The sequence below is a fragment of the Thermostichus lividus PCC 6715 genome (assembly GCF_002754935.1).
Classification (GTDB): domain Bacteria; phylum Cyanobacteriota; class Cyanobacteriia; order Thermosynechococcales; family Thermosynechococcaceae; genus Thermosynechococcus; species Thermosynechococcus lividus.
The window spans coordinates 2,500,161-2,514,738 of record NZ_CP018092.1 but is presented as its reverse complement, the minus strand read 5'-3'; the positions used below and the strand labels follow the sequence as shown (position 1 = coordinate 2,514,738).

Here is a 14,578-nt window from a genome sequence, read left to right as displayed (position 1 = left end):
TTGGGGTTGATGTAATCAATGCCAGTGCATCATTCCACACCGTAGGGATTATCTAGCGAGTTGGCTGGATCGCTGCACCGCCGTTATCACTGCTGCTATCTGGGCGTGGCCAGCAGATTTCTCAAATCGCAGCGGAAACTTACCCCGTCGCACGAGCCGCCAACCTAAAGGGATGATACTGGTTACGCCTGCTACATCCCGAAACCGATTGCCCACAACTCGCAGGCCAAATTTGCGCTCATCCACCCAGCCCCCTTCCTTGACCAGTTCTACCAAGACTTGGCGGTGGCGTAGGGGACGGTCTTGATTGCGGCTGGCCACGGGTGCTGTTGCCAAGATCCCCTGCTTGACCTCACTAATGCGATCCAGGGGAGCCACCCCCACTGGACACACCGTATTGCAGTTAAAACAGCGGGTACATCCCCATACGCCACTCTCGGCATTGTTATATTGGCTTAAGCGCTCTGGGGTGGCGCTGTCGCGGGTGTCGGCCACAAGGCGAGCGGCTTTGGCTAGGGCATGGGGGCCAACAAACGCTGCATTGACCTCCACGGCATTACAGGCACCATAGCAAGCACCACAGAGAATACAGTTGCCCGCGGCATTGAGCTTATCGCGGTCTTGGGGGGATTGCAGAAATTCCCGCTCTGGAATCTGGCGGGCGGCGGTGCTGACGTAGGGATCCACGGCGGCTAATTTTTGCCAGAAGTCGGTCATATCCACCACTAGATCCCGCAGTACAGGTAAGTTCCCCAACGGGGCGATCGCAATCTGGTTGGGGGTGAGGCTATTGGCTAACTCGGCGCGGACACTCTGCTGGCAGGCAAGGGCAGAGCGGCCATTAATCGTCATGGCACAACTGCCACAAATGGTGTTACGGCAATTCTTACGAAAGCTGAGGGTGCCGTCGTGATACCACTTGATTTGGTTGAGGGCATCCAGAACCGTTTGACCGGGATCAATTTCAAGCGCAAAGGTCTGCCAGTAAGGGTCTCCTTGGGGCGCTTGGCGACGGATAGCAAAAGTAGTCGTGCTCATAGTAGGCGTAGCAAGATGGCCATCGGAACTGCCCAGGGCATCTCTATCCTAGGCGCAAAACTATTGCCCCCGCTAGGAAGGCTAGATCACTCTTCAAGCACTGGTGGGCTGGCGGTGGGGAAGGGAATTAAAAAGGCCACAATCGAGCCTAAGGCAAACCCAGCCACATTACGCAATAGGGGCAGCCATTCATGGGTACGCACTAGGACGGGGCCTAAGCCAAAGGCAAAAAAGAGCATTCCCCACAGGGGTGAAAAGAGCAGCACCCATTTCCAGGCAATGAGTTGATCGCTACGGCGAGGACGCGCCACAAATCCCAGAATGAGACCACCAAAGACGGAGGTGGCTAAGGTGAGAATCCACTGCTCTTTTGGCAACCCCGGTACAGCACGGCAGCCGCCCTGAGCAAGGCAGGTTTCAATGGCGGCAAGGGATTGGAGAATTGCCTGATCTTCGCCGTTGTCCCGCACAAAGTATTGATTGCCAAAGCGGGTTTGCAACTCGACCCAAAAGGTACGCTGGAGAACACGGTAGGCGGTATCCCCCACATTAAAGTTAAGGATATTGCCGCCACGGGAGTCTGCCACTAATAAAATACTGCGGTCATCAAGCTGCCAAAAGTCCCGTACTGCTAGCCCGGGGGTGCGATCGTACTGGGTGAGCACTCGCAACTTCCAGCCGGTTTGGGCTTCAAACTCCGCTAGCTCTGCATCGAGGCGCTCTTTTTGCACCGGGGTTAAAATGCCCGCTAGGTCCACGATGTTGGTGGCTTGGGCGGGTAGCAACTCAGGGTTGTTAAAGCTGTGAGCCGGGGCGATCGCCCCCAGCCAACACAGGGTAGAAAGGACGAATACCAAGGCGAATTGCCGCAGCCACTGAGACGTCTGCTGAAACATTGTAATAAAAATTTACAAAAAGAGCGGGTTTTTTAATTATCTTAAGGGTATGCTGCGAAACATTGCAATCCGGCGGCAGACAATTCTCAGAAATATGCTGTTTTTGTTACAGACATCCCTCAATTAGAATCAGGCTGCTATACTTCAGGTCTTATGTTGCGCTGTTTCCTCTTGACAGTTGGCCACCGCTATCCTCTAAATGACCATGCGCTATTCTCCCCAGTTGCTCCACTACCTTGAACGCGATCTGGCCTTGCCACCAGAAAGTATTGCCATGGCACTGCGGCAGTGGCAGCAGCAGCAAGGATCATTGCCCATCATCCTTTGGCAGTATGGTCTCATTAGCCTAGAGCAACTGGACAGTTTATTTGAGTGGCTAGATGCAAGCCGTGGCGATCGCCAATTCGAGCACTAGAGGCACAACCGCACAAACCACACGGTAGGATCATCCCCGGGGGTAAACTCAAAGTGCCAATGGCGGCAAATACGGATCATCCCCTCATTATCTTTGAGGACGTAGGCATGGAGTGCGCTTAAGCCTTCATCCCGGGCAATTTGAATGAGGCGGTGCATTAATTCTGTCCCTAGACCCTGCCGCTGCCACGGATCGCTTACAAGCATCGAAAATTCGGCCGTATTGCCAACGTGATCTTTACTGAGGCGGCCAGCAGCGATGATTTCTGAGCCTGTTGGGGTCTGACGCTCTGCCACTAAGGCTATTTCTCGATCGTAATCGACAAAACAGATGCGGACGAGGCGATCGTGGGCTACCCGCTGCGAGAGCTTCATCAGATGAAAGTAACGCAAATAAACACTCTGCTCTGAAAGGGTGGCATGGTACTGCCGCATGAGGGGTTCATCCTCCGGGCGAATCGGACGAATGAGCACCGGTGTACCATCCCGTAGCTGCCACGGCGAGACATATTGACTGGGATAGGGACGGATCGCTGGCTTGGGGATGACGGCTTCGCTTCGATGGAGAACAATCCGCGCATCTAGAGCCACGACCCGCTCTGGCGGGGCAACGAGCAGCGGGTTAATGTCAATTTCCTGAATCCAAGGTTGCTCTACGACTAAGAGGCTGAAGCGCACCAGTAGATCTTCAAGAATGGCTAAGTTAACGGGGGGCCAACCCCGTACTCCCGCAAAGGCGCGGGCAATTTTGGTTTGTTGGAGTAGCCGCCGTGCCAAGGTGGTATTTAGGGGTGGCAGGGCGATCGCCGTGTCCTCCAGTACCTCCACCAGTTGGCCACCGGTACCAAAGAGGATCACCGGCCCAAACTGGGCATCGGTGGAGCAGCCTAAAATCAACTCAAAGCCTTTCCACGGAATCATTGGCTGAACGGTGACCCCTGCAAAATGCTCGGCGCCGACAGCTTGAGCAACGTTAGTTTGAATGGTGCGGTAGGCCGTGGCCACTGCCCCTGCATCTGGTAAGTTCAACGCAACCCCGCCCACATCAGTCTTATGGGTAATGGTGGGGGAGTAGAGTTTGAGCACCACTGGATAGCCCATACGATCAGCAGCAGTAACGGCCTCGGCTTCAGTGGTGGCAATGTGGGTCTCAACCACGGGAATCCCGTAGGCTGCTAGTACTGACTTTGCCTCCCACTCGTTCAGGAGGGTGCGTCCCTCTTGGCGTAGTTGGGTCAATAACTGGGTTACATGCTCTCGGTCTGGATGATTGGTGCCAAGGGTGCGTGGCAGCACAGGGGTTTCGTAGAGAGCCTGCAAGTGGTCGCTGTAGCGCCACATATAGCTAAAAATACGGGCGGCGGTATCGGCGTAGGCATAGGTAGGAATGCCCGCTTGGTTGAGCAGCCTCTCGCCGTCTTTAACCCCTTGGCCGCCCATCCAACTGGCCAGAATAGGTTTGGTACTGCTGGTGCGGGTTTGGACATAGTGCGCCAGATCCTGGGCGATCGCCAGCGGATCGGTCATGGCTTGGGGGGTCAGCACCACCAATAACCCGTCACTGTTGGGATCCGTCTCACAGTGTTGTAGGGCTTTGAGGTAGCGATCGGGGGTGGCGTCCCCCAAAATATCCACAGGGTTACCATGACTCCACGCCGCAGGCAAGAGCTGATCTAATACCGCCACGGTCTCGGTGGATAGCTGCGCTAACTGCCCCCCCGCACGGATCAGGGCATCGGTAGCCAACACCCCAGGCCCCCCCGCGTTGGTCAGAATCGTCAGGCGTGACCCCTTAGGCCGGGCTTGTTTATCTAGTACCTCCGCCATATCAAAGAGATCGGCAATCGTGTCCACCCGCAGCACCCCACACCGCTGTAGAGCCGCATCAAACACGGCATCTGACCCCATCAGCGCCCCGGTATGGGAGGCGGCAGCTTGCGCCGCTGCTGCTGTACGCCCGGCTTTAATCACAATGATGGGCTTGACGTAGGCCACTTCCCGGGCAGCGGATAAAAAAGAGCGGGCATCCCCCAGCGACTCCATATAGATGACAATGCAGCGGGTTTGGGGGTCATCGCCTAGGTAATAAATCAGATCGCCCCAGCCCACATCCAGCATCGTGCCAATCGAGATAAAGGCACTAAAGCCAACATTTTCTTGGAGACTCCAATCCAAAATTGAGGTGCACAGCGCACCACTTTGGCTAATAAAACCCACATGGCCACTGTGCGCCATGGTTGCCGCAAAGGTGGCGTTTAACCCCGTCGGCGGACACATGACTCCCAAACAGTTGGGGCCAATGACGCGCATCCGTGCCTTCTGGGCGATCGCTAGAATTTCTTCTTCCAACCCTAAGCCAGCAGCTCCAATTTCCCGAAACCCAGCGGAGATAATAATGGCACTTTTGACCCCTGCCGCTGCACACTCTTGCATCACCGCAGGCACCGTGGCAGCAGGGGTAGCAATCACCGCTAAATCCACTGGCTCAGCGATCGCCCCAACCGTTGGGTAGGCTTTAATCCCCAACACCGAGGAGCGCCGTGGATTCACCGGAAAGACAGTGCCGCCAAAGGGAGACTGAATTAAATTCCAAAGCAGAGTCCGCCCGACACTACCGTCTTTTTCGGTGGCTCCCACCACAGCCACACTGCGGGGGGCAAACAGAGGGCGCAGGGGCTGATGACCAGCTCGCAAAATATCGTAGGCATGAGACATCGCCATAATTGTCGCCTCACGAATAGTAGTCGCGCTGTACCCCCTTTCCTCTACTCTAGCGAGGGCTGCAAGGCAGACGAGGAATTCTTACAACTGTTTTAAGGTCGGTGTTGCTGAATGTGGCTATGAATTGCCTTCATCCCCAACCCGTCTCCCCAAGAAGAAGGGAGCTAAAATTCTTGTTCCCTCTCCTTTGGGAGAGGGCTAGGGTGAGGGCGGCAAAAGACTCAAACCCGAACATCATACGTCTATTCAGCAACCCCTTAAGGTCTATTCGCTGGTACCTGCTGATTTTGATTGTTGCTCCAGTTGGTTCAGCAGCGACAGTACCCGGTTACCCCGCTCAATGGAGCGATCTTCAATAAACACCACCTCTGGTGTCCGCCGTAGGCGAATGCGCTGTCCCAGTTCGTGGCGTACAAAGCCAGAGGCGGCCTTCAGCCCTGCCATCGTGGAGCGGCGTACTTCATCGGTACTATAAATGCTGACAAACACTTTAGCGTGTTGTAAGTCGCCAGATACTTCAACATCGGTGACACTCACCATGCCAGCACCCACCCGCTCGTCGCGGATTTCGTACATCAGCAACTGACTGACTTCTCGCTTAATTAATTCCGCAACCCGTGCGACCCGCCGTTCTGTTGCCATGGCTGGCCTCCTTTCTGTCTATTGCAGATGCTATTTCTTGTTCTATCTTAATCGCTTGTGGCTAGCTACCCCGAGACAGTACGGCGTTAGCAGGGGCGATCGGTTTGCCAGTAACGATTTAGGGTGGCAAAGGAAAAACTGCGCGGATCGATGCGCTCTCCCGATCGATCTACGGCGGCGTGGGTGGTCACTCGTGCTGGGGGAATGCCAGTCTGCGCAATTAGCCACCCTAGGGCTTGGTACTGGGCAGGGGTGTAGCCTTGGTGGTGCTGGCCATTGTGGCGACCTTGGGGCGGGGTTTCTAGGGAAATATGCAGGGCAAAGTTATTGACTGAAGGAGCAAGGCGGGGGTTCGTCTGGACGGTTTCGCTGCCAAACGTGGAGTTCCCAGCACCATAGGCGCGCTTTGACCACGGGACAAGGTGCAATATCCAGCCATTGAGGGTAATGAGTTCGTGGTAACTGGCCTGATCCTCATCGCGGGGGTGGGAAGTCTGAAAAAAGTTGAGGGCTGACTGGGCTGAGGCCACGGTCTCGTGCAGCACAATAATTGGCTCCTGTTGCAGCAGGTTGCCATGGATATCGGTACGGAAGCGATCGCCAAAGTTGGTGCTATGGGCAGGGACACTGTACCAAGGCGGCGCACTCGCACACTGTTGATGCTGTTGCCGCACTTGGGCAAATAACCGCTGGTAAACAGCGCCATCACTGGGCTGCAAAGGAACAAAGCGAGTGGGGGAATCGCTTGGGAGTAGGGGGCACTGGCGGGGCTGAGATCTGCTTCCACGCGTGGGTCATCGATGGCGATCGCCCCGGTCAAATTGAGGGGCGGATCCGTCTTAGGCATTGACCCCATCATGACCCCCCAAAGCGACAGGATAACGACTGCCGCAATTGCAAGGGAAATTGTAAAACGCAACCCATCCGAGGGACGCAGCATAGGCAGAACGAAATCAATTTGGCACAATACAATCAAACCCTAAGCCAATTACTGGGGATCAGCAAGCAGATGATTATCGTTCTAAAAAGTGGCACCCCCTCTGAGGAAATTGAGCGGGTGGGTGCCGAAATGCGCCTTTGGGGACTGACCCCCGAAAAAATTGTCGGCAAACACAAAGTTGTCATTGGCCTCGTTGGGGAGACTGCCGAACTGGATCCCCTGCAAATTCAAGAAATCAGTCCGTGGATTGAGCATGTGCTGCGGGTAGAGCAGCCCTTCAAGCGGGCTAGCCGTGAGTATCGCCACGGTGAACCCAGTGAAGTGGTGGTGCCCACGCCAAACGGTGCTGTGTCTTTTGGCGAAGGCCATGCATTGGTGGTGGTGGCGGGTCCGTGCTCTGTGGAAAACGAAGCCATGATCATTGAAACGGCGCAGCGGGTTAAGGCAGCAGGGGCTAAATTTCTGCGGGGGGGAGCCTATAAACCGCGTACCTCCCCCTACGCCTTCCAAGGCCATGGGGAGAGCGCCCTAGATTTACTGGCCGCTGCCAAAGCGGTGACGGGCTTAGGCATTATTACCGAAGTCATGGATGCCGCAGACCTCGATAAAATTGCCGAAGTGGCCGATGTCCTGCAAATTGGTGCCCGCAATATGCAAAACTTTTCTTTGCTGAAGCGGGTGGGGGCGCAACCCAAACCCGTGCTCCTCAAGCGGGGATGTCTGCCACCATTGATGAATGGTTAATGGCCGCAGAGTACATTCTGGCGGCGGGCAACCCCAACGTGATCCTGTGTGAGCGAGGCATTCGCACCTTTGACCGGGAATATACACGCAATACCCTAGATTTATCGGTGATTCCCGTTTTGCGGAAATTGACCCACCTGCCGATCATGATTGATCCGAGCCATGGCACTGGTTGGGCAGAGTTTGTCCCGGCCATGGCGAAGGCAGCCGTAGCCGCAGGTACCGATGCCCTCATGATTGAAGTGCACCCGAACCCCGCCAAAGCCCTCTCGGATGGTGCCCAATCCCTCACACCGGATCAGTTTGATGCCTTGATGCAGGCATTGCAGCGACCCCTTGTTTCCCTGCGTTCTTAGGCGGGTCATGGGCTACGCGATTGAAAACAAATTGGTCATCGCTGTTGCCTCCAGCGCGTTATTTGATCTCACTGAGTCCGATGCGGTGTTTCGCCATCACGGGGAAGAAGCCTATCGCCATTTTCAGCGGCAAAAAAAGTACGATGTTTTGCCTCGAGGCGTAGCATTCCCCTTTATTCGCCGGTTTCTTAACCTGAATCGCGCCTATCCTGACCAAGAGCCAGTGGAGGTGATCCTGCTCTCGAAAAATGACCCTGATACTGGGCAGCGGGTGTTCCATTCGATCCAGCACTACGGCCTGAATATTACCCGTGCGGCGTTTTTGGGGGGCAAGTCCCCTCATCCCTACATCCCTGCCTTTAATGTCTCACTGTTTCTTTCGGCGAATGCTGAGGATGTGCGCCAGGCGATCGCCGCGGGCTACCCTGCCGGAATTGTCATCCCTTCCGGTGTAACGGACACAGAGGAAGAAGGGGAGCTACGCATTGCCTTTGACTTTGATGGGGTGATTGCCGATGACGAAGCAGAAACCGTGTTTCGCGATGGCGATCTCGAGCAGTTCCATGCCCACGAAATTCAACATGCAACTGTACCGCACAACCCCGGCCCCCTCAGTGATCTGTTTAAGAAATTGGCGGCGTTTCAAAAATTGGAGATGACTCGTGAGCAACAGAACCCCGACTATTGCCGCTTACTACGAATTGCCATTGTAACGGCGCGTAATATTCTCGCCAGTGAGCGGGTGGTTACGACGCTGAATAGCTGGGGGGTCACGCCGGATGAAACCTTTTTCTTGGGCGGTATTGAGAAAGTTCGAGTTCTCCGGCAGTTAAAACCCCATATTTTCTTTGATGATCAGCTCACCCATATTGAATCAGCAGCAGGGGATATTCCCTCTGTGCATGTGCCCTTTGGGGTACGCAATTAGGGGCAGATTTGCCGATTTTCCATGCGCACTTTAGCATCCATTTCGCGATCGCCTCGATCTAGCTCACCGCTGGCAGCGATGGTGCTGCCCATTTTCAGCGTGCCATTGCGCACAGCAGGTTTACAGGCGGATAAATGCAACATTTACCTGTGGTTTGACTAGCGATCCTGTACGGTGGTTCCTTCCTGCTGCACTGCCAATACCTCAACCCGTGCTTGCACCCCTAGGGTCGCCCACGTGTCCCTAAGGGTACTGGCAATTCCCATGGCGTTAACCGGATCCCCAAGCGCCAACAGGGTGGGGCCAGCTCCACTGATCACCAAACCATAGGCTCCAGCGGCCAACGCTGCGGCATGGAGGTCGGCATACCCTTTGATGAGGCACTGACGGTAGGGCTGGTGCAGATGATCTTGCAGGGCAACCTGTAACCAGTCGCGGTGACCCGTTTCTAGCCCCCGCAGCAGCGCTCCCAGATGACTGATGTTAAAAATGGCATCTGTATAGCTACAGGTCGCAGGCAAGACGTGACGGGCGGTCTCGGTGGCTAATTCGAAATCAGGAATGGCAACAATAGGCACTACATCACTATCCCACGGTACGTCTAACCAACGCCACGTGCCGGAGTGTTCTTCCCGGACTGCCAAACGACAGCCGCCCAGCAACGCCGGAACTACATTATCGGGATGACCTTCAAGGGCGATCGCCAACTCTAAAACCTCAGTATGGCTGAGGGGGAACCCTGCCAGCCGATTGGCTCCCACCAAGCCGCCAATAATGGCGGTGGCTGAACTGCCTAACCCGCGAGCGAGGGGCACCCCTAACTCAATTTCTAAATAGACAGGCGGGGCTTCGCGTCCAAGGTGCTCGTAAAGGCGGCAATAGGCGCGATAGGCTAAGTTATCTGTACTACTGGCTACCCCGGCTGCTTCAGCCCCCCGAATCACAACACAGGGGCGATCGCTGGCGGAAAAGGTAAAGGTGTTTGTAAGGGTTAAGGCAGCGCCCAAACAGTCAAACCCCGGTCCCAAATTGGCGGTTGTTGCGGGTACGGTGACTACTGTTACCATTGAAATTCCTCGTGCATTGACCCATAGTGGCGAGCGCTTAGGCGGTGCCAAAGGCGCGATCGCCCGCATCCCCTAGCCCAGGCACAATAAACCCCTGCTCATTGACCATCTCATCAATCGTAGCTGCATAGACCTGTACCGCCGGAAAGTGAGCACTGAGTTTTTGCAGGGCTGGCGGGGCGCTCACCACTGAAATAATCCGCACCAGTGCTGGATTGACCCCCCGCTCAGTGAGTTCCGTCATCGCTGTCATAATCGAGCCACCGGTGGCCAGCATGGGCTCACTAATGAGTACCCGTGTCTGCGGTGCAAATTGCTGAGGAAAGCGGTTGAGATAGCAGGAGGGCATCAGGGTACACTCATCGCGGACAATCCCCAGATGGTAAATGGTTGCCGTGGGTAAAACACCCTGCGCTCCCTCCAACAACGCCAACCCCGCCCGTAAAATCGGCACAACTGCAACTGGCACCTGCGGGTCAATCACCACAGCAGAGGTGGCAGCAAGGGGAGTCTCTACAGTCGTTTCTATCGTTGGTAACCAGTCGCGCACCGCTTCGTAGGCGAGCCACCGACCTAATTCAGCCATTGCAACTCGAAAAAGGGAATTGGGAGTGTTTGCATCCCGTGCAACAGTAAGCCAGTGCTTGATCAAGGGATGGGGCGGAACGTAAATGCGCAACTGTAAGGTCACAACAACACTCCAAGGAGGGGGAAAATAAGCTCTAGATGCCTTTTAATTTATTGTCGGGTGAAACCACCGCCTTGCACAGGATGACATCTTCCTGTGCCCGACCGCAAGGGGGACAGTGCAGGGCTTATCTACCCCCGAACCCCCACAAGCTAACCGCAAATAGAGTCTGAAGACATAGAGAGGGATCCCCTTGCCAAAACCCAGTCATAGTGTGAATAATAGAAGGTTTTCCCCATGCCTGTAGGGGTGAACCGCCCGATAGATAATGACTAGCTGAGGCGGGCGGAAAGTTGTCCCCACGCTTGTGGGGGTGAACCGAGTTGGAAGCGATCCGACCTAGGATTATCCAGTGAGACAGCCGCTCACCCAGAGCACCTCCATACTAATTGGCAAGGATACAGCGGTCTGAGACAATGGTCGGTGGTACCGCAACAGATGGGATCAGCATGAACGGTTGGCAACGGTTGGTGCAGTGCACTGTAGTGTTTTTCCTCTGCCTTGCTCTGTTTTGGGGAATCGAGGACATCGCATGGGCAAAGTCAGGGAGTGAGCTTGCCGAGGTAGCAGCACCAGTGGCTATCGAGGATCTGAAGAGCTGGTTTGACCGCTACGAACCACGCCTGCAGATTCTTAGCCCCCAGCCCAACCAAACCCTAGAGGCCACAACCATTGCCGTTACCCTTCAGGTTGAGGGGCTAAACATTTTTCAGGATCCACGCACTGGCCTAGGCCCCCACGTTGAAGTGGTGCTCGACGATCGCCCCAGCCGTTCGGTGTATGACCTGAAGGAACCCATTGAATTTAGTGACCTGCAACCCGGCACCCACCTGCTGCGCGCCTTCATTGTCTATCCATGGGGAGAAAGCATCAAAAGCCCCCTAGCCTATGCCGAGCGTACCTTTCACCTCTATACTGCTACTGGCGATCGCCCCACAACTCCGTTGCTGACCTACAACCAACCTCAAGGCGTCTATGGCGCTGAACCCATGTTGCTAGACTTTTACCTCAGCAATGTGCCTGTTGACACCGATCGCCCCACGTGGCAGGTTCGCTGCACCATCAATGGTCAATCCTTCACAGTCAATCGTTGGCAAGCCTACTATCTCACAGGTTTCAAACCCGGAGACAACTGGGTTCGCCTAGATCTACTCGATAGCAATGGCCAGCCCATCGGCAATACTACCATCACGCGCCTTGTTACCTACCACCTAGGGGGCAATGACGCCCTTTCACGGCTGCTGCGGGGGGAACTGGCCGCCAAAAACCTCCAAAGTAGCCTCAGCCCCAGCCTTCCCGATCAATTACCACCCCCCCCAATGTGGAACCGGAACCTAGCCCGCCAGCCGAACCCATGGCTCCAGAACCAGAACTCAGCCCCCCAGCCCCTCCCGAACCCCCAGCGGCCGCCACAACCCCTGCACCCCCGCCTAAGCCCTTTTGGCAACGGTTTGGCGCTGCTAAGCCCCCTCAAAACTCCGGATCCGTTTTAGTGGCTCCGCGCCCAGCCTCACCACCCGCCGCCGAACCAGCGTCTCAAGCCAACGACACGAAAGAACCTGAACCGTAAAATTCGAACTTTTTGGATGCCCTGTTAATTTACCCCCTTGGCATGGGTATGTTGATCTCTAGAGGCAGTCTGTCATGCCCTACTCGAATTCAAGGAGTTGCATCGTTATGAAAACTGAGCTTAAAGCTAAATTCCTCCAGCACCTGCTCGCCAAGAAAAAAGCCGACGAAGGCTTCACCCTCATCGAGCTACTCGTGGTGGTGATCATCATTGGTATTCTGGCTGCCATTGCGCTGCCCTCCATGCTGAACCAAGCCGCCAAAGCCCGTCTCTCTAGCGCCAAAAATACCATCGGTGCCATTAACCGTGCCCAGCAAGCCTACCGCCTTGAGAGTACAACGTTCGCTCCTGATGTCACTACCCTAAAACTAGGCGTTTCTACACCTGATGGTTACAGCACGCCCGATATCAGTACTACTGGCGGTACGAGTGCAATTGCTAAAACAAGTGCCACCGATCCCGCAGGCACAGGGGTGACCGGCTGTGTCACCGTCTCCGGTGGCATCACCACCTCCACTGTTAAAGAAGGGACCAGTAATGCTGCTCCCAATTGCTAATTAACTGCTAAACACAATCTTTTTCAACCGGCCAAGGCGAAACCCTTGGCTTTTTTTTGTGCCAAGTTAGCTACCGCGACTGCAATTTACCGTCGTATTTTTGTTGCCCATGTTCTGAAACGGTTAAGCTAGTATTAAGGTGAGAGCTAAAAAGCTAAGCTGTTGTTAGACTTTACCTTAGCCTCGGATCGAGAGCTAGCTTAGCATACCGCAATTGCTACACCTGAGCGGCTGAGGGTCGATGGTGTAGCCTAGAAAAGACGACAATTCAGGGGGACACGATGGAAACCCTAGGTCAGGTCGCCTACGAAGCGGTTGAAAAATACTACCGCAAAATTAGTAAGCACGAACCTGGTGTACTGCGCGATCGCGATCCCGAAGCCATTCATCAAATGCGAGTAGGCTTACGGCGGCTCCGTACTGCCCTTGAAGTGTTTAGCCAAACGGTGCGGTTTCCGAAGGGCGTGTCGATTCAGCGGGTGCGCGCGGTGGCAAGCAGCCTCAGTCCTGTGCGGGACTTGGATGTGATGATGCTGGCGCTGAAGGAGCAGTACTACCCCCATTTACCGCGGAGCGAGCAACAGCAACTGGCCAAGTTAATTAAAAAGCTGGATAAGCAGCGCGAGGAGGCTCTACAAAAAGCTCTACACCTGCTGCGGGGCGATCGCTACCGTAAACTGCAACAGGGCTTAGGCGAATGGTTAGCTCAGCCCCAGTATCGCCCCATTGCCAATTTGCCCATTACTCTCATTGCTCCCGATATTTTATTGCCCCTTGTGTGCCATCTGTTACTACACCCCGGCTGGCAGGTAGCGGTGGACTGGCAGGGCGATCGCCCCACGTTTTTGGCCATCAGTGACCCAGCGCCACTCCTCCAAAAATCGGGGGAAGATCTCCACGATCTGCGTAAGCAAACCAAGCGCGTGCGCTACCAAATGGAGTTATTTAGTCGTGTCTATGGCGAAGATTTTGCCTGCCAAGTGTCGGCTTTTGCCGAACTACAGGAACTTTTAGGAACCCTGCACGATGGGGTTGTCCTCCATGAATTTTTCCAACGTCAATTAGGCCTCAACCTCCGAGAGGCATCCCCCTGCCTTGCAGAAATGATTGCCCTAGAGCAAACTCGGCAATGGCAACTGTGGCGATCGCACCAGCAAGACTACCTTACCCCTGCCAAGCGACATCACGTGCGTCAGGTATTACTTATTGCACCCACCCCCCTTGCCCTGAATGGCATGGCCAGTGCAGGCACCATTAGTGTGAACTAGTCCATTGAATCAACCCCAGTTCAGGTGATTTCGCGGACTAAAATTCCTTCATTGATTTTCTCTTGCACCAGCTGGCGATAAAGCTCTAATTCCTCGAAGGTTACTTTACCGTCGGCATTGATTTGACGCTTAATTTGGGTCATTTCCTCCGCAGTGAGGACACCATCCGCAACAGCTCGCTCAAGAATTTGTTTGAGCCGTTGTAACTCGGCTTTATCTGCCTCAGTCAGCGGGGTGGCATTGGGTTGATAACGTTCCATCGTAACCTCGCAAAATGAGTATTCACCTTGGGTGTGCCCTACAGCATATGCCGCTATCCCAAGGCACTGAAGCCTCTACGCAATGGCTCTCTTTGCAAACGTTGACATAAGCGATCTAGGCTCCTACGTTTATTCTGTGCGTTGATTGCCGTTAAGAACCGGGACAGAATCGCAAATGTTGATAAAAATTTACCGATCTTTTGCAATGTATAACATTTTGCATTTCTGATTTGTTTTTATAGGATCATAAAATATATAAAGAGCTTCGAACATTCTCGTTAATCACAAAATAACACAATCATTGATCCTTTCATTATTGACTTTGATTATTGAGTAAAGACTCATTCTACTTGGCTTAGCAATCCAACGTTTCCAAAGTCAGAGGTTGCCAAGCCTCGCTCTTCTAGGGCGGGGAAGTTTACCTGATTCATCAGTAGGCAAAATGTCCAGCTTTTGTATTGCGTGGATAATAAAGAAATGTGATCTGTG

General features: G+C 54.4%; 14 protein-coding genes and 1 pseudogene. 6 read left to right on the top strand and 9 right to left on the bottom strand.

The genetic code is table 11. The annotated features are described in order from the left end of the window. Nucleotides 1-48 precede the first annotated feature (48 nt). Nucleotides 49-1,038 (bottom strand): succinate dehydrogenase/fumarate reductase iron-sulfur subunit, encoded by a 990-nt coding sequence (locus tag BRW62_RS12215; RefSeq protein WP_099799640.1) that lies wholly within the window; start codon nucleotides 1,036-1,038, stop codon nucleotides 49-51. 86 nt (nucleotides 1,039-1,124) lie between these two features. After that, nucleotides 1,125-1,934, bottom strand: coding sequence for a TPM domain-containing protein (locus tag BRW62_RS12210; RefSeq protein ID WP_099799639.1), 810 nt, complete (start codon nucleotides 1,932-1,934; stop codon nucleotides 1,125-1,127). 199 nt (nucleotides 1,935-2,133) lie between these two features. Between BRW62_RS12210 and BRW62_RS12205 the strand changes: the two genes are divergently transcribed. Further along, a complete protein-coding gene (locus BRW62_RS12205) occupies nucleotides 2,134-2,349 on the top strand; it encodes a DUF2949 domain-containing protein (protein ID WP_198406048.1) in 216 nt (71 codons plus the stop codon). Here the strand turns inward: BRW62_RS12205 and BRW62_RS12200 are convergent. From BRW62_RS12200 to BRW62_RS12190, 3 genes are all read right to left on the bottom strand, one after another. Further along, nucleotides 2,346-5,069 (bottom strand): bifunctional acetate--CoA ligase family protein/GNAT family N-acetyltransferase, encoded by a 2,724-nt coding sequence (locus tag BRW62_RS12200; protein WP_099799638.1) that lies wholly within the window; start codon nucleotides 5,067-5,069, stop codon nucleotides 2,346-2,348. The two genes, BRW62_RS12205 and BRW62_RS12200, sit on opposite strands and share 4 nt — an antisense overlap. Nucleotides 5,070-5,333: 264 nt before the next feature. Then, on the bottom strand, nucleotides 5,334-5,711 hold the full coding sequence (gene rbfA / locus BRW62_RS12195) for a 30S ribosome-binding factor RbfA (protein ID WP_099799637.1): 378 nt from the start codon (nucleotides 5,709-5,711) through the stop codon (nucleotides 5,334-5,336). Between the two features lie 86 nt (nucleotides 5,712-5,797). Continuing rightward, nucleotides 5,798-6,430: a peptidoglycan recognition protein family protein gene (locus BRW62_RS12190; protein ID WP_099799636.1), complete on the bottom strand. Its 633-nt coding sequence runs from the start codon at nucleotides 6,428-6,430 to the stop codon at nucleotides 5,798-5,800. Between the two features lie 290 nt (nucleotides 6,431-6,720). Here BRW62_RS12190 and aroF point away from each other — a divergent pair. Next, nucleotides 6,721-7,751, top strand: a pseudogene (gene aroF, locus BRW62_RS12185) (3-deoxy-7-phosphoheptulonate synthase). Between the two features lie 7 nt (nucleotides 7,752-7,758). Further along, complete coding sequence (locus tag BRW62_RS12180) at nucleotides 7,759-8,679, top strand: 5'-nucleotidase (RefSeq protein ID WP_099799635.1); 921 nt, start codon at nucleotides 7,759-7,761, stop codon at nucleotides 8,677-8,679. Here BRW62_RS12180 and BRW62_RS13175 read toward each other — a convergent pair. Genes BRW62_RS13175 through upp form a run of 3 tightly spaced genes read right to left on the bottom strand, consistent with a single transcriptional unit; the run spans nucleotide 8,676 to nucleotide 10,437 of the window. Continuing rightward, complete coding sequence (locus tag BRW62_RS13175; protein WP_157768372.1) at nucleotides 8,676-8,822, bottom strand: hypothetical protein; 147 nt, start codon at nucleotides 8,820-8,822, stop codon at nucleotides 8,676-8,678. The two genes, BRW62_RS12180 and BRW62_RS13175, sit on opposite strands and share 4 nt — an antisense overlap. A gap of 15 nt (nucleotides 8,823-8,837) precedes the next feature. Next, complete coding sequence (thrB, locus tag BRW62_RS12175; RefSeq protein WP_099799634.1) at nucleotides 8,838-9,746, bottom strand: homoserine kinase; 909 nt, start codon at nucleotides 9,744-9,746, stop codon at nucleotides 8,838-8,840. Between the two features lie 37 nt (nucleotides 9,747-9,783). Continuing rightward, entirely contained in the window at nucleotides 9,784-10,437 is a 654-nt protein-coding gene (upp, locus tag BRW62_RS12170; RefSeq protein ID WP_099799633.1) for a uracil phosphoribosyltransferase, read from the bottom strand. Nucleotides 10,438-10,883: 446 nt separating this feature from the next. Here upp and BRW62_RS12165 point away from each other — a divergent pair, with 446 nt between their 5' ends. The 3 genes from BRW62_RS12165 (at nucleotide 10,884) to BRW62_RS12155 (ending at nucleotide 13,829) form a co-directional block, all read left to right on the top strand. Continuing rightward, nucleotides 10,884-11,927 carry a hypothetical protein gene (locus BRW62_RS12165; protein ID WP_198406047.1) on the top strand — a complete coding sequence of 348 codons (1,044 nt, stop codon included), beginning with the start codon at nucleotides 10,884-10,886 and terminating at the stop codon, nucleotides 11,925-11,927. Nucleotides 11,928-12,111: 184 nt separating this feature from the next. Continuing rightward, entirely contained in the window at nucleotides 12,112-12,561 is a 450-nt protein-coding gene (locus BRW62_RS14825) for a type IV pilin-like G/H family protein (RefSeq protein WP_099799632.1), read from the top strand. Between the two features lie 281 nt (nucleotides 12,562-12,842). Beyond that, nucleotides 12,843-13,829, top strand: a complete 987-nt coding sequence (locus BRW62_RS12155) for a CHAD domain-containing protein (protein WP_099799631.1) — start codon at nucleotides 12,843-12,845, stop codon at nucleotides 13,827-13,829. Nucleotides 13,830-13,849: 20 nt separating this feature from the next. Here the strand turns inward: BRW62_RS12155 and BRW62_RS12150 are convergent, their stop codons facing one another. Beyond that, nucleotides 13,850-14,089 carry a hypothetical protein gene (locus BRW62_RS12150; protein WP_099799630.1) on the bottom strand — a complete coding sequence of 80 codons (240 nt, stop codon included), beginning with the start codon at nucleotides 14,087-14,089 and terminating at the stop codon, nucleotides 13,850-13,852. Between the last annotated feature and the right edge of the window lie 489 nt (nucleotides 14,090-14,578).

Coding starts and splice junctions, on each gene's coding strand:
- BRW62_RS12215 (WP_099799640.1), bottom strand. CDS start 1,038: ATGAGCACGACTACTTTTGCTATCCGTCGCCAAGCGCCCCAAGGAGAC.
- BRW62_RS12210 (WP_099799639.1), bottom strand. CDS start 1,934: ATGTTTCAGCAGACGTCTCAGTGGCTGCGGCAATTCGCCTTGGTATTC.
- BRW62_RS12205 (WP_198406048.1), top strand. CDS start 2,134: ATGACCATGCGCTATTCTCCCCAGTTGCTCCACTACCTTGAACGCGAT.
- BRW62_RS12200 (WP_099799638.1), bottom strand. CDS start 5,069: ATGGCGATGTCTCATGCCTACGATATTTTGCGAGCTGGTCATCAGCCC.
- rbfA (WP_099799637.1), bottom strand. CDS start 5,711: ATGGCAACAGAACGGCGGGTCGCACGGGTTGCGGAATTAATTAAGCGA.
- BRW62_RS12180 (WP_099799635.1), top strand. CDS start 7,759: ATGGGCTACGCGATTGAAAACAAATTGGTCATCGCTGTTGCCTCCAGC.
- BRW62_RS13175 (WP_157768372.1), bottom strand. CDS start 8,822: ATGTTGCATTTATCCGCCTGTAAACCTGCTGTGCGCAATGGCACGCTG.
- thrB (WP_099799634.1), bottom strand. CDS start 9,746: ATGGTAACAGTAGTCACCGTACCCGCAACAACCGCCAATTTGGGACCG.
- BRW62_RS12165 (WP_198406047.1), top strand. CDS start 10,884: ATGAACGGTTGGCAACGGTTGGTGCAGTGCACTGTAGTGTTTTTCCTC.
- BRW62_RS14825 (WP_099799632.1), top strand. CDS start 12,112: ATGAAAACTGAGCTTAAAGCTAAATTCCTCCAGCACCTGCTCGCCAAG.
- BRW62_RS12155 (WP_099799631.1), top strand. CDS start 12,843: ATGGAAACCCTAGGTCAGGTCGCCTACGAAGCGGTTGAAAAATACTAC.
- BRW62_RS12150 (WP_099799630.1), bottom strand. CDS start 14,089: ATGGAACGTTATCAACCCAATGCCACCCCGCTGACTGAGGCAGATAAA.